The organism is Variovorax sp. PAMC 28711 (assembly GCF_001577265.1).
GTDB lineage: Bacteria > Pseudomonadota > Gammaproteobacteria > Burkholderiales > Burkholderiaceae_C > Variovorax.
The window spans coordinates 1,249,833-1,265,828 of sequence record NZ_CP014517.1 but is presented as its reverse complement, the minus strand read 5'-3'; the positions used below and the strand labels follow the sequence as shown (position 1 = coordinate 1,265,828).

At 64.7% G+C, this 15,996-nt stretch carries 22 protein-coding genes; 11 read left to right on the top strand and 11 right to left on the bottom strand.

Annotated elements, in window-relative coordinates; translation table 11 throughout:
* Positions 1–2: 2 nt before the first annotated feature.
* Positions 3–218 (bottom strand): hypothetical protein, encoded by a 216-nt coding sequence (locus tag AX767_RS06435; RefSeq protein WP_082754865.1) that lies wholly within the window; start codon positions 216–218, stop codon positions 3–5.
* Here AX767_RS06435 and AX767_RS20935 point away from each other — a divergent pair.
* Positions 208–525, top strand: a complete 318-nt coding sequence (locus AX767_RS20935; RefSeq protein ID WP_156480976.1) for a DUF6691 family protein — start codon at positions 208–210, stop codon at positions 523–525. The genes AX767_RS06435 and AX767_RS20935 overlap by 11 nt on opposite strands.
* 7 nt (positions 526–532) lie before the next feature.
* On the opposite strand, the gene AX767_RS06430 is transcribed toward AX767_RS20935, so the two are convergent.
* Entirely contained in the window at positions 533–1,894 is a 1,362-nt protein-coding gene (locus tag AX767_RS06430) for a chloride channel protein (RefSeq protein WP_236698428.1), read from the bottom strand.
* The gene (locus tag AX767_RS06425) at positions 1,864–2,814 is read right to left on the bottom strand and encodes a LysR family transcriptional regulator (protein ID WP_055839817.1); all 951 of its coding nucleotides are present in this window, start codon (positions 2,812–2,814) and stop codon (positions 1,864–1,866) included. Before AX767_RS06425 ends, AX767_RS06430 begins: the two co-directional genes overlap by 31 nt.
* A 120-nt stretch (positions 2,815–2,934) precedes the next feature.
* On the opposite strand from AX767_RS06425, the gene AX767_RS06420 reads away from it, so the two are divergent.
* The 10 genes from AX767_RS06420 to AX767_RS06380 all read left to right on the top strand — a co-directional run bounded on the left by AX767_RS06420 (position 2,935) and on the right by AX767_RS06380 (position 10,726).
* Positions 2,935–4,050 carry a YeiH family protein gene (locus tag AX767_RS06420; RefSeq protein WP_055840464.1) on the top strand — a complete coding sequence of 372 codons (1,116 nt, stop codon included), beginning with the start codon at positions 2,935–2,937 and terminating at the stop codon, positions 4,048–4,050.
* A gap of 66 nt (positions 4,051–4,116) precedes the next feature.
* On the top strand, positions 4,117–5,169 hold the full coding sequence (locus AX767_RS06415; protein WP_082448433.1) for a YncE family protein: 1,053 nt from the start codon (positions 4,117–4,119) through the stop codon (positions 5,167–5,169).
* Positions 5,114–5,245, top strand: a complete 132-nt coding sequence (locus AX767_RS22245) for a substrate-binding domain-containing protein (RefSeq protein WP_429589728.1) — start codon at positions 5,114–5,116, stop codon at positions 5,243–5,245. Before AX767_RS06415 ends, AX767_RS22245 begins: the two co-directional genes overlap by 56 nt.
* 36 nt (positions 5,246–5,281) lie before the next feature.
* Entirely contained in the window at positions 5,282–6,553 is a 1,272-nt protein-coding gene (sorA, locus tag AX767_RS06410) for a SorA family sulfite dehydrogenase catalytic subunit (RefSeq protein WP_055839820.1), read from the top strand.
* Positions 6,554–6,562: 9 nt separating this feature from the next.
* Positions 6,563–7,243 carry a c-type cytochrome gene (locus tag AX767_RS06405; RefSeq protein ID WP_055839823.1) on the top strand — a complete coding sequence of 227 codons (681 nt, stop codon included), beginning with the start codon at positions 6,563–6,565 and terminating at the stop codon, positions 7,241–7,243.
* Between the two features lie 66 nt (positions 7,244–7,309).
* Positions 7,310–7,630, top strand: coding sequence for a high-potential iron-sulfur protein (locus tag AX767_RS06400; RefSeq protein WP_055839826.1), 321 nt, complete (start codon positions 7,310–7,312; stop codon positions 7,628–7,630).
* Positions 7,609–8,031 (top strand): DUF305 domain-containing protein, encoded by a 423-nt coding sequence (locus AX767_RS06395; protein WP_082448434.1) that lies wholly within the window; start codon positions 7,609–7,611, stop codon positions 8,029–8,031. The genes AX767_RS06400 and AX767_RS06395 overlap by 22 nt, the downstream gene beginning before the upstream one ends.
* 31 nt (positions 8,032–8,062) lie before the next feature.
* Positions 8,063–9,457, top strand: coding sequence for a YVTN family beta-propeller repeat protein (locus AX767_RS06390; RefSeq protein WP_068629676.1), 1,395 nt, complete (start codon positions 8,063–8,065; stop codon positions 9,455–9,457).
* On the top strand, positions 9,454–10,044 hold the full coding sequence (locus AX767_RS06385; RefSeq protein ID WP_068629674.1) for a hypothetical protein: 591 nt from the start codon (positions 9,454–9,456) through the stop codon (positions 10,042–10,044). Before AX767_RS06390 ends, AX767_RS06385 begins: the two co-directional genes overlap by 4 nt.
* 7 nt (positions 10,045–10,051) lie before the next feature.
* Positions 10,052–10,726: a hypothetical protein gene (locus AX767_RS06380; protein WP_156480975.1), complete on the top strand. Its 675-nt coding sequence runs from the start codon at positions 10,052–10,054 to the stop codon at positions 10,724–10,726.
* Between the two features lie 15 nt (positions 10,727–10,741).
* On the opposite strand, the gene AX767_RS06375 is transcribed toward AX767_RS06380, so the two are convergent.
* From AX767_RS06375 to AX767_RS06340, 8 genes are all read right to left on the bottom strand, one after another.
* The gene (locus AX767_RS06375; RefSeq protein WP_237288572.1) at positions 10,742–11,194 is read right to left on the bottom strand and encodes a class I SAM-dependent methyltransferase; all 453 of its coding nucleotides are present in this window, start codon (positions 11,192–11,194) and stop codon (positions 10,742–10,744) included.
* 219 nt (positions 11,195–11,413) lie between these two features.
* Positions 11,414–12,250: an anti-sigma factor family protein gene (locus tag AX767_RS06370; RefSeq protein WP_068629670.1), complete on the bottom strand. Its 837-nt coding sequence runs from the start codon at positions 12,248–12,250 to the stop codon at positions 11,414–11,416.
* 1 nt (position 12,251) lies between these two features.
* Positions 12,252–12,776 carry an RNA polymerase sigma factor gene (locus tag AX767_RS06365; protein ID WP_068629668.1) on the bottom strand — a complete coding sequence of 175 codons (525 nt, stop codon included), beginning with the start codon at positions 12,774–12,776 and terminating at the stop codon, positions 12,252–12,254.
* A gap of 36 nt (positions 12,777–12,812) precedes the next feature.
* Positions 12,813–13,190, bottom strand: a complete 378-nt coding sequence (locus tag AX767_RS06360) for a COG4315 family predicted lipoprotein (RefSeq protein WP_068629666.1) — start codon at positions 13,188–13,190, stop codon at positions 12,813–12,815.
* A gap of 79 nt (positions 13,191–13,269) precedes the next feature.
* Positions 13,270–13,995, bottom strand: coding sequence for a 2,3-bisphosphoglycerate-dependent phosphoglycerate mutase (locus tag AX767_RS06355; protein WP_168164807.1), 726 nt, complete (start codon positions 13,993–13,995; stop codon positions 13,270–13,272).
* A gap of 185 nt (positions 13,996–14,180) precedes the next feature.
* A complete protein-coding gene (locus AX767_RS06350; protein ID WP_068629662.1) occupies positions 14,181–14,972 on the bottom strand; it encodes an ABC transporter permease in 792 nt (263 codons plus the stop codon).
* Entirely contained in the window at positions 14,969–15,610 is a 642-nt protein-coding gene (locus tag AX767_RS06345) for an ABC transporter ATP-binding protein (protein WP_237288571.1), read from the bottom strand. Before AX767_RS06345 ends, AX767_RS06350 begins: the two co-directional genes overlap by 4 nt.
* Before the next feature lie 8 nt (positions 15,611–15,618).
* A complete protein-coding gene (locus tag AX767_RS06340) occupies positions 15,619–15,978 on the bottom strand; it encodes a DUF190 domain-containing protein (protein WP_068629658.1) in 360 nt (119 codons plus the stop codon).
* Positions 15,979–15,996 lie beyond the last annotated feature (18 nt).

The window sequence follows — 15,996 nt, the reverse complement described above, 5'->3', positions numbered from 1 at the left end:
ATCTAACGCATGTTCGTCGCGTTCCCCGCTTTGCTGTCCGCTTCAGACTGACTGCAGTCGGTCGACCTGGCCCGATCAATGTCGGCGCTTGCACAAAGCAGCATCACGCTGGCCCCTCGCGCGCGCAAAACTTCGGCCTGGTTCGCCAGCGGCACTACATCGATGCCCAGTTGCTCCATCAACGTCGCATTGCCGATGGCAAGGGTCTTGACGCTCACGACGCCCTTGATTCCGATTCCCGACGCGGAGTCAAATTGCTCGGCCTTGTCCAACTTCAGCTCGCGATCCCTTCTGGGCGAAACAGTGAGATGGCCAAACGCGCGAGCGATCGACCGCCTGGCGTTCGGCAGCCTGCTGTTCGGTGTCAGTTGGGGCCTTGCGGGCTTCTGTCCTGGACCGGGTCTGGTGGCGCTCGGAATGGGGGAAAGCGAGGCGCTTGTCTTCACCGCCGCGATGCTCACCGGAATGATCGTCTTCGAAGGCATTGAGCGTCGCAAGTCGCTGCGTGCAGAACCCGCGATCTAACACAGGCTCAGGGATTCGGCTTCTGCGCCATCGGCGATTCGATCGGATTGCCATAGAGCGGTCGCGCGCCGAATTGTGTGCTGATGGCGTAGGCCACGCCGCAGGCTAGCATCACGGGAACGGTGAGCTGGAATTGATTTGTCATCTCCAGCACCATCACGATCGCCATCAGCGGTGCATGGGTGACTGCGGCCAGCACCGCCGCCATGCCGACCACCGCGAGCAGACGCGGATCGCCCACCCACACCGCCGGCAACCAGAGCGCCGCCACTTGGGCCAAGACACTTCCAGCGGTCGCCCCGACGAAGAGCGATGGCGTGAACACACCGCCGATCGCGCCGCTGCCCGAACTCAGCGTCGTCGCCACCACTTTTGCGAGCAGCACCCACGCGAGCCATTGCCAGGCGTGGTCACCGTGAAGCACCTGCGACACCACGCTGTAGCCATTGCCCCAGACCTGCGGCACCCAGGCCGACAACAGGCCCACGAGCAAGCCCCCGAGTCCCAGGCGCAGGACTGGCGTACGGATGCGCGCGAACCAGCTTCGCCCTGATTCCAGCAGCGCCAGCAACCCCCAGCCCAACCCCCCGAACAGCACGCCGGCGAGTAAGGCGATACCGAGGCTCGTCGGTGCCATGACGACAGGCGGAACGTCGTAGAGCGGTTTGGGTTCGACCAGCCAGTAGATCAGTGAACTGGCCGTGGCCGACGCGATCAGCACCGGAGCGACCGTGTGGCGCGCGAGGAAACCGAGCGCCAGTTCCAGAACGAAGACGACGCCCGCAATGGGTGCGTGATAGGCCGAGCCGATGCCTGCGGCGATGCCGCACACCAGCAGCGTGTTGCGTTGTTCCGGCGCCGTCGCGACGAGTCGTGCCAGCCGCGCACTGACCCAGGCAGCCAGTTGGACCATCGGCCCTTCGCGTCCGATGGAAGCGCCCGTGCCGACGGATAAGAGCGCGGACACGGTGCGTGTCAACGTCGTTCGATCGTTCAGGTCGACTCTTCCTGCGCGCGCGGCATCGATGTAGTCGAGGTTCGCCGCGCCGCCCGGGCCCCGCCTGGCCCAGGCCGTTCCGCCTTGCAGGACCAGCCCTGCGAGCAAGCCGCCCAAGGTGCAGACCAGCGCGCGGTGCCAGGGCGACAACGACAACGCGGCTTCGACCAGTCCGCCGCGCTGACCGGTCGCGAGTTCCTCGACCCATTGCGTCAACCACCGGAAGCCCAAGACGGCAGCCGCAGCGAGCGCGCCCGTCACGGCCGCCCACCACCAGACGCGCAACGTTTCGGCAGCCGGTCCCATGGCCCACAGGCGCGCACGACCGCGTCTGGGAGACGCTACTTCTTCGGGAAATTCGTTGGCAGCCACGGGGATTCCATTTCAAGACGCTCGCAGTGCGCCACGAAGCGTTGCAGGTTGCCCGAAAGGCGCTTTTTCTGATGGTGCACCAGATAGAAGCGGCGAGTCAGACGAGGCAACGTGGTTCGCAGAACGACCAGTCTGCCGAGTGTCACCAGGTCCTGCACCGCGCACAGCGACAGGCAAGCCAGCCCGAGGCCTTCGGCCGTCGCCTGCTTGATCGCCTCGGTGCTGCCCGGCTGCATGTCGCCGTCCAGGTGGTGGAGGTGCGGCAGCAACACGTGCTCCACGGCCTCGCGCGTGCCGGAACCCGGCTCACGGAGCAACCAGCGTGCCTGCCGCAAGGCCTTCAACGGAACGCGTGCCTGCACGCCCTCCTGCACCAGCGCATGCGTCGGTGCAGCCACGATGACCAACTCGTCCTGAAGCCATGGCGTCACTCGAAGCTCGGCCTCGTGGCAGGGCCCTTCGATCAGACCAATGTCGACCTCCAGGCGGGTCACGGCCGCAGCGATGTCGCGCGTGTTGCCGATGACGACATCCACTGCGGCACCGGGCCACGTCCTGCTGTAGCCGGCGATCAGCGCCGGCAGCACGTAATTGCCGATCGTCGTGCTGGCACCGACGCGAAGTCGCGTGACCAGCGGCGCGGTGTCAGCGCCCGCGCTTCCGAGACCGAACCGGCTTTCGATCTCCTGTGCGCCGTCGAGCAATGACCTGGCTTGCGGCAGCAGCGCACGGCCGTTGTCGTTCAGCAGCAAGCGCTTGCCGATGCGGTCGAACAGTTGGGCGCCGAGCAGGCTCTCCAGTTCGTTCAGTGCGCCACTGGTTGCCGACTGGGACAGTGCGACGCGCTCACCGGCGGCCGTGGTGCTGCCGGTGTCCGCCACGGCCGTGAAGATCAGGAGTTGACGCAATGTCAGGCGCATCCAAACGCTTTCGTTACCTGTTCGATGGCTAGGTTATAGCGGAAGTATCCGTTTGTCGGATAGATCGTGCCGGTTCAAAGTTCGTTCATGCCTTCCGAAAACGACGTGATGGAGAAAACGATGCACACCGCCACTTCCGCAGCCCACCTGACGCACACCCCCGCAGCGATGCACCGTGTACGCCTGTTGGTTCCTGGTCTCGCACTCACGGGCGCTCTGGCTTTCGTGTCGATCCAACTGGGCAAGATCGGCTGGCTGCAGTCCAACGGCATCAGCGCGCTGACCCTGGCCATCGTGCTGGGCATGGTGGTCGGCAATACCGTCTACCCCCGCATAGGCGCCGCGGCCGGCGGCGGCGTGACCTTTTCCAAGGCCAACCTGCTGCGCCTGGGCATCATCCTGTACGGCCTGCGCCTGACCTTCCAGGACATCGGTAACGTGGGCTGGACCGGCGTCGCGATCGACGCCACGGTGCTGTGCAGCACCTTCGGGCTCGCCTGCTTCCTCGGCACCCGAGTCTTCGGGCTCGACCGCAAGACGGCCATGCTGATCGGCGCCGGCAGTTCGATCTGCGGCGCGGCAGCTGTGATGGCGGCCGAACCCGTCGTGCGCGGTCGCGCCGAGCAGGTGATGGTCGCGGTGGCCACGGTGGTGGTGTTCGGCACGCTGGCGATCTTCCTGTATCCGGTGCTGTATCACCTGGTCGCTCAATACCGGCTGTTCGACCTGTCGCCGACCGCTTACGGCGTGTTCGCCGGCTCGACCATCCACGAAGTGGCACAGGTGGTCGCTGCCGGTCGTGCCGTCAGCGAGCAGGCTGCGAACACCGCCGTCATCGCCAAGATGGTCCGCGTGATGATGCTGGCGCCGTTCCTCATCATCCTGTCGGCTTACCTCTCCCGCTCCAGCGCCAAGGATGCCGATGCTGTCGACGGCGGCGACGAAAGCAAAGCCTCGCCACGCGGCGGCATCGTGATTCCCTGGTTCGCCCTCGGTTTCGTGGCGGTCGCCGGGCTCAACTCGCTCGCGTTGCTGCCCCATGCGGTGGTGACGCAGGTGATCGACATCGACACCGTGCTGCTGGCGATGGCCATGGCCGGCCTCGGGCTGACGACGCACGTCTCGGCCATCCGCAAGGCCGGCATCAAGCCGCTGGCGCTGGCGGCCGTGCTCTTCGTCTGGCTGGTGTGCGGCGGCTTCGCCATCAACGCGGGAATCACTGCACTCCTCAAATGACAGGGCGGACCTGGAATAAATCGCCCCCGCCATTCGTCCATCCATCCAGACAACCGAAAGAATCTCATGAAACTCCGTCCTCTTGCACTCTCGCTGTGCCTCGCCCTCTCGACACTCGCCTCGATCCCTTCGACGGTCACGGCACAGCCGGCGCCTGTCGCAGCGTCCGCAAGTGCGACGCAGCGCTGGACCTTCGACGGTGCCATCCACAACAATTCGCTGGCGCTCAGCCCGGACGAGGGCACGGCCGTGGTGTCGTACAGCGAACGCCCGGACGTCGTCGTCTACGACCTGAAGACCGGCAAGGTGCGCAAGGTGCTGGATGGCTTCGTGACGCCACGCAACATCGTGTTCGCGCCGTCTGGCGAGTTCTTCTATGTTTCGGACAGCAGCCTGGGCACCGTGGCGAAGATCGCCACGTCCAGCCTGAAGACGGTCAGCAGCCTGCCGGCAGGCCCCGGTGCCTTCGGCACCGTGCTGAGCAAGGACGGCGCCACGATGTACGTGAACAACCAGGCCGCCAGCACCGTCACGCGTTTCGATCTCGCAAGCGGCGAACCGCGCGCCGTCATCACCGGCTTCGCGCAGCCGCGCCAGGGCGTGCGCCTGAGTCCCGACGGATCGGCGCTGTACGTCACCAACTTCATGGGCGACAAGATCACCATCGTGAACACGGCGACCAACAGGATCGACGGCGAGATCACCGGGTTCAACAAGCTGCGCGCGATCTCAGTCACCGCCGACGGCAAGACGCTCTTCGCTGCGAACAGCGGCAGCAACACCATCGCGGTCGTCGATCTGGACAAGCGCGCCATCGAGTCGACGATTCCCGTCGGAAAGGACCCGTATGGTGCGGCGCTGTCGCCCGACGGCAGGCGCGTCTACGCCGGCAACCTGGGCGACAACTCCCTGTCCGTCATCGATGTAGCGAGCAAGAGCGTGGTCGCCACCATCACCGGATTCAAGGAGCCGCGGCAAGCCATCGTCTTCACGCGCGACGGCAAGACGGCCTATGTTCTGAACGAAGACTTGGGAATCGCCAAAGTGGACTTGGCGAGCAACCGTGTGGAGGCGACGCTGGCTGCGCCTGCGGCAAAGATGCAGAAGGCCGCGCCGTGAAGAAGCGCTCGTGGACTACCTGAGATCGCCTGCAGCACAAGCAATCTTCGAGAAGTGGGGTTGGAAGACACCCTGAATAGCCACTGTATTTATCTAACAAACGAGACAAACCATGAGATCAGGTCGCGAAGCCACACCCACCGCGCAGCACGACGCCAAGCGCCCTCCATCCCGTCGGCGCTTCGTCCAGGGCGCCGGTCTTCTCGCGCTGGGTGCGTCGCCGCTCGCCGCGCTGGCGGCTGGTCGCGATACTGGCGAAGGCGTGACCTTTGCCGACGGACCGCGCCCCATGGTGACGTACCCGCAAAAACGGCCGCTGATTCGCGTTCACACCCGGCCGCCGCATCTGGAAACGCCGTTCTCAGTCTTTAACGAAGGGCCGATCACCGCCAACGACGCTTTCTTCGTGCGTTACCACCTGGCCAACATCCCGCTGGCGGTCGACCCTGCTACCTACCGGCTCACCGTCAAGGGAAAGGTCAACACGCCGCTGAACCTGTCGCTGGCCGATCTGAAGGCATTGGCAGAGCCTGTGGAAGTGGTGGCGGTCAATCAGTGTTCCGGCAACAGCCGCGGGTACTCGTCGCCGCGCGTCTTCGGCGCCCAGCTCGCCAATGGCGCGATGGGCAATGCCCGCTGGGTCGGCGTGCCGCTGCGCAAGGTGCTCGAGAAGGCGGGTGTGGCTGCGGGTGCCCGGCAGGTGACCTTCAACGGCCTCGACACGCCGGTGCTGCCCGCGACCTCGGACTTTCGCAAGGCGCTGGACATCGAACACGCGCTGCAGGACGAACCGATGCTCGCTTGGGGCATGAACGGCAAGGACCTTCCGTTCCTCAACGGCTACCCGGTCAAGCTCATCGTACCGGGCTACTTCGGCACCTACTGGGTCAAGCACCTCTCGGAAATCGAGGTCATCGACCATGTGTTCGACGGCCATGACGCGCTGTTCATGACGACCGCCTACCGCGTGCCCGACAACGACTGCCAGTGCGTGGCACCGGGTTCCGCAGCGGCGAAGACGCGGCCGATCTCGACGCTGCCCGTGCGCAGCTTCATCACCAGCGTCCAGGCCGGTGGCATCCTGCCTTCCGCTCGCTCGATCGAACTCAAGGGCATCGCCTTCGATGGCGGTGCCGGCATCAAGACGGTGGAAGTCTCCATCGACGGCGGCCAGAGCTGGAAGGCGGCGACGCTCGGCAAGGATCTGGGGCGCTTCTCGTTTCGGGAATGGCGGGCACCGGTGAGCTTCGCGAAGAAGGGCCGAGCCGTGCTCATGGTCCGCGCGACCAATCAGAAGGGCGAAGGCCAGCCTGCCACGGTGGACTGGAATCCGGCAGGTTACCGCCGCCATGTGGTCGAGTCCACGCCGGTCACCATCGCCTGAGGACACGCCATGAAAACCACCACTTTTTTGGCCCGCGCCGTTCTTGGCTGCTGCGTGTTGATCGCGTTCAACGCGTTGGCCGCGCCGCCCGACATCAAGCTGCAGCCCGACACGTCGAAGCTGCGCCCGTCGAAGCTGCCGGGCTACGCCATCGCGATGCAGAAATGCGCGATCTGCCATTCGGCGGACTACGTCAACTACCAGCCACCCGGCATGACGCAGACGCAGTGGACCGCCGAGATGGCCAAGATGCAGCACACCTACGGTGCGCCGATCAGTGATGACGAAGTCAAGCAGTTGGGTGCCTATTTGGCGGTCGCCTACGGGTCTGCGAAGGCCACAGACGCCAGTGTGATCGCCGCATCCACACCAGCGTCTGCGCCGCCCGCTCCGCCAACGTCACCGGGTGCTGCGGCCGCGCCACCAGCTGGTGGCGGGAGTGTCAACGTCCAAGCGCTTCTTGCGAGCAACGCGTGTCTGAGTTGCCATGGCCTGACCCAGAAGATCGTCGGTCCGGGCTATCACGACATCGCCGAAAAGTACAAGGCCGATCAGCAGGCGCAGTCGAAGCTGGAGGCCAGCATCCGTGGCGGCAGCGTCGGCAAGTGGGGCAGCGTGCCGATGCCGCCTTTCGCCGCACTGAAACCCGAAGAGGTGAAAGCGCTGGCTGCGTTCGTCTTGAAGCAGTAAGCACGCCCCCGATCGCCGGAGCGATGACTCCGGCAACGACTAAAAACCCCCCACGAGATTAAAAAAATGACCCCCACGAATCGCCGCTTTTTCATCTTGCAAGTTGCCGGCGCGGCAACTGCGCTGTCCGTCTCCGCCGCCCACGCACAGTCCGGTGGCCCGAAGCTGGCCGAGACCGATCCTCAGGCCGTGGCGCTCGGCTACAAGGAAGACACCACCAAGGTCGACGCCAAGAAATTCCCCAATCACGCGGCCAGCCAGAACTGCGCGAACTGTCAGCTGTTTCAAGGCAAGCCCAAGGAAGCGACGGGCGGCTGCCCGCTGTTCGCCGGCAAGCAGGTCGCTGCTGCGGGCTGGTGCAGCGCATGGAACAAGAAAGCGGCATGAGCAGCGGCTTCGTTCGTGCGGGGTTCCTCGGGTTGCTGGTCGCAGGGAGCACGTTGACGCAGGCGGCCGACATGCACGCGCACAGTATGAAAGCCGAGGGCGTCGTGCCTCCCAGCTTCATGGCCAGCACGGCCAAGCCCTTCGATGCGCTGATGGGCGATGCCATGGCCGTAATGGACCACGACATGCGCACCGCACCCATGAACGGCCAGCCCGCGCACGACTTCATGACCATGATGATTCCCCATCACCAGGGCGCCATCGACATGGCCAAGTCGATCCTGCTCAACACGCAAGACCCGGAAGTGCGCAACCTCGCGCAGGGAATCATCACCGAGCAGTCCAACGAGATCCGGCTGATGCAGGCCTGGCTCGCACGCCACGCATCACCCGCCAAGTAGTCGCTCCAGACACGTCGAAGAAGGACCTTTCATGAATTCACTCAAACCCCTTGTCCTTGCCACGGCGCTGGCCGTTGCATCTTTCGGTGCATCGGCCGCTTCCAATCCCGGCGACCGCGTCTACACCGCAGACCAGAACACCAACACGGTGTCGGTGATCGACCCGAACACCAACACATTGCTCGGCCAGATCAAGCTGGGGAACCAGCGCCCCGACGTGCTGTCGCCGATCTACAAGGGCGAGATCAACGTTCACGGCCTCGGTTTCTCGCCCGACCACCGCGCGCTGGTCGCCATTGCCAACGGCTCGAACTCGGTGACCTTCATCGACACGGCGACCAACAAGGTCAAGGGCGTGACTTACGTCGGCCGCTCGCCGCACGAGGCCTTCTTCACGCGCGACGGCAAGGAGGTCTGGGCCGTGGTGCGCGGAGAAAACTACGTCTCGGTGATCGACGCGAAGACCTTCAAGGAGAAACGCCGGATCGAGACCGCGCCGGGTCCCGGCATGGTGCTGTTCACGCCGGACGGTGGGCGCGCCTTCGTGGTGTCGAGCTTCACGCCCGAAGTGGCCGTGGTCGACACGCGCTCGTACAAGATCGTGAAGCGCATTCCGGTCGTGAGTCCGTTCTCGCCGTTCCTGCAGTTCACGCCGGACGGCAAGGAAGTCTGGATGGGCCACAAGGACGTCGGCAAGGTCACTCGCATCGACGTGAAGTCGATGGCGGTGACGAGCGTGATCGACACCGGCTTCATCACCAACCATCTCGGCTTCGCCAAAACCGCGCGCGGCACGCTGGCTTACGTCGCCGTGGGTGGCGAGAACGTCGTGAAGGTCTACTCGACCGATGGCGAGGCGAAGCTGCTCAACACCATCGCGACTGGCGCGCTGCCGCATGGCGTCTGGCCATCGGACGACGGCACGCGCATGTACGTCGGACTGGAGAACGGCGATGCGGTCCAGGTGATCGATACCGCCAGCGACAAAGTCATCGCGGCAGTGCCGATTGGACAGGCTCCGCAGGCGCTGGTCTACGTTTCGAACGCCGTACCGTCGGGTGCCGGCACGGACAACCTGAAGCCGCTGGCCAACGCCGCGCCGGTCAACATCCCGCTCATGCCCGCTTCAGGCGATGCCAAGGGCTTCGTGGTGGCACGCAATTTCGGTGTGGTCGATGCGCTGGAACTGTTCCTCTACAAGCTCAAGCCGGAGACGGTCTACAGCATCTATGTGGGCGATCAGAAAGTGCCCGTCGCCAGCTTCAAGACCAATCCGATGGGAATGGCCGACGGCACGGCGATCGGCGAGATCCGCGAGGTCACTCGTCTGCAGTCGGAAGCCAATCCGAAGACCGCATCGATCGTGGTCATCGAAGGCGATGGGCCGATGGATGCAGCCAAGGTGGTTCTGCGCAGCCCGATGTGATCCAAGGCCCGCGCATCTTTCGTTACGTCGTGCGGCAAGACCGCGGCGGGTCGCCGAATCCTTTTCACGGCTGGTGCTCGCTCGCTGTGTGCAAGCCGCAGATTCGTCGCTCGGCACGTGTCGGCGACTGGATCGTCGGCCTGCGCAGCCGCCACAACGACCAGCTCGTCTACGCGATGCGCGTCGATGAAGTCATGGCGCTGGGCAACTACTGGGCGGACCCGCGCTTTGTCGCCAAGCGACCTGGCGGCGACGGCCCCCCGGACAACTTCTATCGGGCGATGGCGAACGGCTCGATGAAGCAGGTGGCCAACACGTTGCACGACGACAGCGAGGCCGCGCGAGACATTGCGGGCCTCAACGCCCTGGTGTCGTGGAATTTCTGGTACTTCGGCGACCAGAGCCCACCGCTGCCGACCGATCTGGTGCACCTGACGCATTCGGGCCAGGGACACTCGCTGCACCGGCGGCGGCGGGCTGATGACGTCGCCGTGCTGCAGCACTGGCTTGACCACTGGCCGATGGGCCGCAACGGAGCGCCTGTCGATGCCTGGCGGCCCCGCGTGTTCGTCACGAGGCGGGCCTGAAGCCGCGGTGGCCGAGCGCTGCTCTTATTCAATTTTTCCGATGAGACTCTCGATGAACTTCCAGCCATTCGTTGCAGCGGCATTCGCCATCGCCATCGCAGCCGGTGCCCCGCCCGTTTTTGCACATGGCGACGACAGGCCGGCCGCAGCCGCCGGCGGTGCCGAACTGCTCATACAGGGTGGGCAACTCGGCAAGTCCGTGTTTCCTGACGGTAATACCGCCCATGGCGGCCAGGGCCAGCCGGTGGATGGCATCGAAGGTTCGAGCCAGGAGATGCTCAAGACCCATTTCCATGCCCACCTGGCCATTTACTACAAGGGCGAACAGATCGCAGTGCCACGCGGCATCGGCATCATTGCGCCGCTGCGCATCGATCGCGGTTTTGTCAGTGGCGGTAAGGGTTTCTACTGGCTGCACACGCATGATGCCAGCGGCATCCTGCATGTCGAATCGCCGAACGACCGGGTGTACACGCTGGGCAACTTCTTCGACGTGTGGGGACAGCCGTTGGCGGCCGACAACGTGGCAGGGCTCAGGGGCGCGCTGCGGGTGTATGTCAACGGCAAGGTGCAATTCACGCCGGTGCGCGACCTTCCGCTCAAGCCGCACGACCAGATAGCGCTGGTGATCGGGCAACCCTCGGCGTCTCCCGTGACGTACACGTTTCCCGATGGGCTGTGAAGTACGAGCCAAGCTTCAGTGCATCACGCAGTGGCAATAGACGAACTGCTGCTCCACGCCTGCGAGTGTCCGATGGGCTTTCGGCGCATGTTCGACCAGTTCGAAGGCATCGCCGAACTGGGCGTGCAACGCATCTGGCGCATACCGCATCACCGGGAGCCCGCTGCACTGCATCGGCCCGTCCGGCCCGAACACCGCGACGATGACGTGACCGCCGGGGCGCACAGCCTGGCGCACTTGCGCGATGTAGGCCTGGCGTTGCTCGGGTGTGGTCATGAAATGAAAGACGGCCCTGTCGTGCCAGATGTCGTAGGCATGTGCGGGTAAGGCAAGCCGGGTGATGTCTCCCGCCAGCAATCGCACCCGCCGGGCGTCGAAAGCGAGCCGTTGACGGGCCACGTCGAGCGCATTCTCCGAAATGTCGAGCACAGTGACGTCGAAGCCATGCAGTCCGAGCAGATCGTCCACCAGTGTCGAAGTACCGCCTCCGACGTCGATGACCCGCGTCTGACCGCCAGCAGCAATTCGCTTGATGAGTCCGAGGGACCGGTCCGCATGCGGTTGAAACCAGCTCAGCGTACTGGACGACTTCGTCTGTAGACACGCTCCCAATGCGACTTGTCCTGCATGGTTCCAATTCCTGAAAATTTGCGCATGGCAAAACATCTTGCCAGTCGAAGGACCAAATTATTTGCGTGCTTCAAGCTGGCTGTAAACCGCCTCGGCGACCCGCAGCATTTCGGACTTGCTGTCGCCTGACGAAATGGCGTAGCCGAAGTCCTTGTCGACCCAGTAGAAGACATTCACCGGGCCATCCTGGCCGAACTTGAAGGCCGTCTCGCGTCCGGCGTCCTCGCGAGTGACGTACAGCGTCAGACGCTCGCCCTTTGCGCCGCCGAACATGAACTGCGCCACCGGCCCCTTGTCGCCCGGCAGCAGCCGCCCGCCGATGAGCTCGTAGCCCAGGGCGCGCAGGTCGGGCGGCTTCACTTCGGTGCCCATGCGCTTGGTCAGCCAGGTGACGAGCGCCTGCTCCTGGTCGGCGCCGACCTCCACCGGACGACGCACGTCCGGGCTGTAGACCACGTGGGCCACGGCCGCGCGGTGGGCAAAACCATTGAGCGTGCCCGCCCGCGCCGCGGCCAGCGTGGCACTGCGCTGCAGTTGCCCGTCGTAGGCGCCACGGCCCCACCAGGCCGACCCGGTGCTGACGACCGCGATCGCCACGCCGGCTGCCAGGGAGCGCCACGGCCATCCCTGCCAGCCCGCCCCCGGCGCCGGCTTCAGCGGCAGGCGCAATGGCAAGGGCTCGGACAGGACCGGGTCGAGCAACTGCTTGAGCGCCAGGTTCTGGGCGCGCCAGTCGTCCACGCGCTGGCGTTCGGCCGGGTGGGCATCCAGGAAGGCATCGATCTCTACATGCCGCGCAGGGTCCAGAAGCTGATCCGCAAAAGCATGCAGATCGGCTTCGGTCACCGGCTTGATGCCGTCGGTGGAAATGGGTTTGAGTGGGGGAGAGTCCATGTCACTTGATCCTGCGCAGGGGCGCGGCAACTTGGGCTGATGGCGCGCGGCCTTGCAGTTCCTGTCGCAGCTTGTCACGGCCGCGCGCCAGGCGGGACATCACCGTGCCGATGGGCACGCCGAGCACTGCGGCGGCTTCTGCGTAGCTTAGTTCTTCGACTGCGATGAGCAGCATCACCTCGCGTTGCTCCACAGGCAACCGCTGCAGGATACGGTCCAGATCGCGGACCTCAATGCCGTCGGACTGGCTGGCACGCTGCGGGATTTCGGGCAGGTCGTCGCCCGCGCTGTCCTCGGGTCGGCTGCTCCTGGCGCGTACACCGTCGATGAAGTGGTTGTGCATGATGCCGAACATCCAGGCGCGGATGTCGCCGCGTTTCTGCCAAAGCGAGAACCGGCTCCACGCTCGCTCCAGCGTGTCCTGCACCAGGTCGTCGGCCCGAGTGGTATCTGCCACCAGCCCGCGCGCGTAACGGCGCAGGCTGGGAATGCAGGCGACGATCGCGGCTTCGTCCTGTGCGCGCATGGGATGAAGCGTCGTGCTCTCTGCGGTTCTGGTCGATCAGGGCTTGATGACGTGCCAGACGTTCTTGAAGTTGTCGCCGGTCATGTCGCCGGCCTTCATGTCGGACTTGTACAGGTACACCGGCTTGCCCTTGTAGGCCCATTGCTTGGTGCCGTCGTCGCGCGCGACGATGGTCATGTCGCCTTCAGGCTTCGCGTCCGCTTCTGCCATCACCGGCGGCCACAGTCCGGCGCACGGGCCGTTGCAGGCACTCTTGCCGCTGCCCGCCGTGTCGTTGTCGAAGGTGTAGAGCGTCATGCCGCTGGTGTTGACCAGCATGCCGCCGGCTGTCTTGACCGGAGCGGCGGCCATAGCGGCGCCAGAGGCGAGCGCGGCGAGCGCAAGAATCAGGGTGGGCAGAAGGGAAGATTTCATGGGAAGTCCTGTGGAAGATGGAATTGGTCAGAGTTGACATCCAGACAGACGCTTGGCCGCCTGCGTTTATTCCGCTGTCTCAAAGAATTTTTGAGATGGGCGCCAGCGCAGATGGCTGCCAGATGCATTGCAGATGCAGTGTGCGACCAGCGCCTGACTCATAGGCACGCATTTCGCCGTTGGCGATCTCCAGGCACGAGACCGCTTGTTCACTGAGTTCTTCAAGCTGCATCACCAGCGCCCGCAGGCTGTTGCCATGACCGACGACAGCTACCGTTTGGGCCGACGCCAATGATGGTTCGATCAGTTCCTGCCAGAGCGCGGTCACCCGCAGAACGGTTTGCGCGAGTGATTCCGCCAAGGGCAGGGGTTCCAGCCCTGCGCAGGGTGGTTCCATCGATGGATCCGTCGCCACCCGATCGACATCGTCCTGAGTCCACGGCGGCGGTACCGCGCGGTACGACCTGCGCCAAGCTTGCACCTGATCGGCACCGTACCGCGCGATGGCTTCGGCCTTGGATGACCCCGTCAATGCACCATAGTGCCGCTCGTTCAACCGCCAGTCGGCTGTGCGTGGCGCCGATGGACTTCCCGCTGCGAGCAGCAAGCAGTCGACAGACCGTATGCAACGGACCAGCATGGAGGAGAAGACGCGGTCGACGACCAGACCTGACCGCCGAATCGCACGGCCGGCCTCCTGCATCTGACGCACACCCCGCGGCGTGAGACCCACGTCGGCCCAGCCGGTGAAACGCTGTGCCAGGTTCCATTCGGACTCACCGTGTCGGATGAGCAGCAGTTGCACCTGCGATCGTGGCGCCGACACGTTCAATTGCCCTGCCTGTCGGCATGCGGATCCGGTGGCGTGGGTGTTCTCAGCCGAGCCATTGAACGTCGCAGATGCGGCGGCGATGCCCAGGCGAGCGCACAAGCAAGGTGCCTGTTCATGATCTTCTTTAGATTCGGGATTTTCGAAACATGATCTGAGTGTTACTTCAGTCGATCTGCGCGCAGGCGCTGTCGGTCGTCGGTGACAGCCCTCGCCGCCAGATAGACCGCGCCCGCCGACGCGAGACCGCCGGCGCCTGTGAGCAGGAAAAGCAGCAGGATCTGGTATTTCACGGCCTCGAGTGGATCCATGCCGGCCAGCAACTGCCCCGTCATGATGCCGGGCAGCGTGATGACACCCGCGGCCGACATCTGGTTGATGATCGGAATCATCCCGCGGCGGATCGCATGGCGGATCGGTGCGGCCAGCGCTTGGTGGATGCTGGCGCCGAGCGCCAGCTGCGCCTCGATCGCCGGGCGCCCGGTGCTGATGCCTTCGAAGAAGCTGTCGAGACCCAGGCTGGCCGAATTGAGCACACTGCCGAGCACGATGCCCATCAGCGGGATGGCGTAGCGCGGGTCGTACCAGGGCTGCGGGCGGATCGCCGTCATCAATGCGAGCAACACGGTGGCGATGCTCGAGAAGCCGACGACCACCGCCGCGATGCGGTAACTCCCGGCACCCTTGAGACGCCGAGTTGGACGCACTGCGACTTCGCGCGCGGCCGCCAGCAGCATGAGCGCGACGATCCCGAGAGTGGCCGCCGGCGACGCCGCCTGGAACACGAAGCGCAGCACCAAGCCGACCAGCAGGAGCTGGACGACCATGCGGGTAGCGGCCCAGAGCACCTGCCGATGCAACTGCAGGTGCAGGAGCACGGACGCCAGGGCGTTGATCAGCACCAGCAACGTGGCGAGCGCCACGTCCGTGGCGTGAAGATGGATGGTGCTCATGGCGCGTGCAGCTTGCCGTCGCGCATCTCGAAGTGGCGATGGCTCATCCGCACAGCCTGCTCACGCGAGTGCGTCACCATCACGATGCCGAGGCCGGAGCGGAGCTGTTGCAGAAGCAGGGATTCAATCGCCAGCGTGGAGGCGCCGTCGAGCGAGGCCGAAGGCTCGTCGAGCAGCAGCACGTCGGGCTCCCGCACCATCGAGCGGACGAGCGCCAGGCGTTGACGCTCGCCGGTCGAAAGGCGTGCGATGTCGGCGTCCAGCAGGTCCGGGCCCAGCCCGAGCGCCGCCATCAGTTCGGCGACCCGGCTCGACGCGGCAGACGGGAAGTGGGCTGCCGGCGTTGACGCCCACCAAGCGGGTTCGGCTGACTGGTAGATCACACGACCTCGCCACGCCGGCGCTGCAAATGTCTCCCGGCGTTTCCCGGCCAGGTTCACGCCGCCGGTGCCGGGGTCCATGTCGGCGATCAGGCGCAGCAGGACGCTCTTGCCCGATCCTGATCTGCCGAGCACGCAGACACATTCGCCGGCGTTCAAGGCCAGATCGAACGGACCGCCGAACGGCGACGCAAGACCGGAGATCGCCAGCAAGCAGTTGTCGACAGTCATTCGTAAACGGTCCTCGGCGAAGGTCAACGCTGCGGTCAATCGCCGGCATCAGCGGCATCACCGGCCGACGCGGGCGGCGTTGCTTTGCCGATCCGCCCGTAGACCATTGGCACCTGGATGTAGAACACCGTGACCGGCTCAAGCGCAATCGCTGCAAGCAGTCGTTCGGCGACCTCTTCCGTGGCCGATACCGTCACCGCCACAGGCTGCTGGGCCAGTTCGAAAAAGTGAGTGGAATGCATTTTTCCGGCGGATCCGAAACCCGTAGCCGCGCCCATCAAGCTTCCGCCCAACGCACCGTTGTCCTTGGCAAATTGCAAAAGCCAGTCTCCCATGGGGTTGTGGTCGTGTCGATGTTCCTGCTCGGCAAAGAACGTGATCTGGAAACCCTTCATGATGAACTCCTGGTGAGC

Excerpts from the sequence above, each read along its gene's own strand:
- AX767_RS06350 (WP_068629662.1), bottom strand. The coding sequence starts at position 14,972 with ATGAGCACCATCCATCTTCACGCCACGGACGTGGCGCTCGCCACGTTG.
- AX767_RS06395 (WP_082448434.1), top strand. The coding sequence starts at position 7,609 with ATGGAACAAGAAAGCGGCATGAGCAGCGGCTTCGTTCGTGCGGGGTTC.
- AX767_RS06425 (WP_055839817.1), bottom strand. The coding sequence starts at position 2,814 with ATGCGCCTGACATTGCGTCAACTCCTGATCTTCACGGCCGTGGCGGAC.
- AX767_RS06420 (WP_055840464.1), top strand. The coding sequence starts at position 2,935 with ATGCACACCGCCACTTCCGCAGCCCACCTGACGCACACCCCCGCAGCG.
- AX767_RS06415 (WP_082448433.1), top strand. The coding sequence starts at position 4,117 with ATGAAACTCCGTCCTCTTGCACTCTCGCTGTGCCTCGCCCTCTCGACA.
- AX767_RS06340 (WP_068629658.1), bottom strand. The coding sequence starts at position 15,978 with ATGAAGGGTTTCCAGATCACGTTCTTTGCCGAGCAGGAACATCGACAC.
- AX767_RS06405 (WP_055839823.1), top strand. The coding sequence starts at position 6,563 with ATGAAAACCACCACTTTTTTGGCCCGCGCCGTTCTTGGCTGCTGCGTG.
- AX767_RS06370 (WP_068629670.1), bottom strand. The coding sequence starts at position 12,250 with ATGGACTCTCCCCCACTCAAACCCATTTCCACCGACGGCATCAAGCCG.
- AX767_RS06360 (WP_068629666.1), bottom strand. The coding sequence starts at position 13,190 with ATGAAATCTTCCCTTCTGCCCACCCTGATTCTTGCGCTCGCCGCGCTC.
- AX767_RS06365 (WP_068629668.1), bottom strand. The coding sequence starts at position 12,776 with ATGCGCGCACAGGACGAAGCCGCGATCGTCGCCTGCATTCCCAGCCTG.
- AX767_RS06390 (WP_068629676.1), top strand. The coding sequence starts at position 8,063 with ATGAATTCACTCAAACCCCTTGTCCTTGCCACGGCGCTGGCCGTTGCA.
- AX767_RS06400 (WP_055839826.1), top strand. The coding sequence starts at position 7,310 with ATGACCCCCACGAATCGCCGCTTTTTCATCTTGCAAGTTGCCGGCGCG.
- sorA (WP_055839820.1), top strand. The coding sequence starts at position 5,282 with ATGAGATCAGGTCGCGAAGCCACACCCACCGCGCAGCACGACGCCAAG.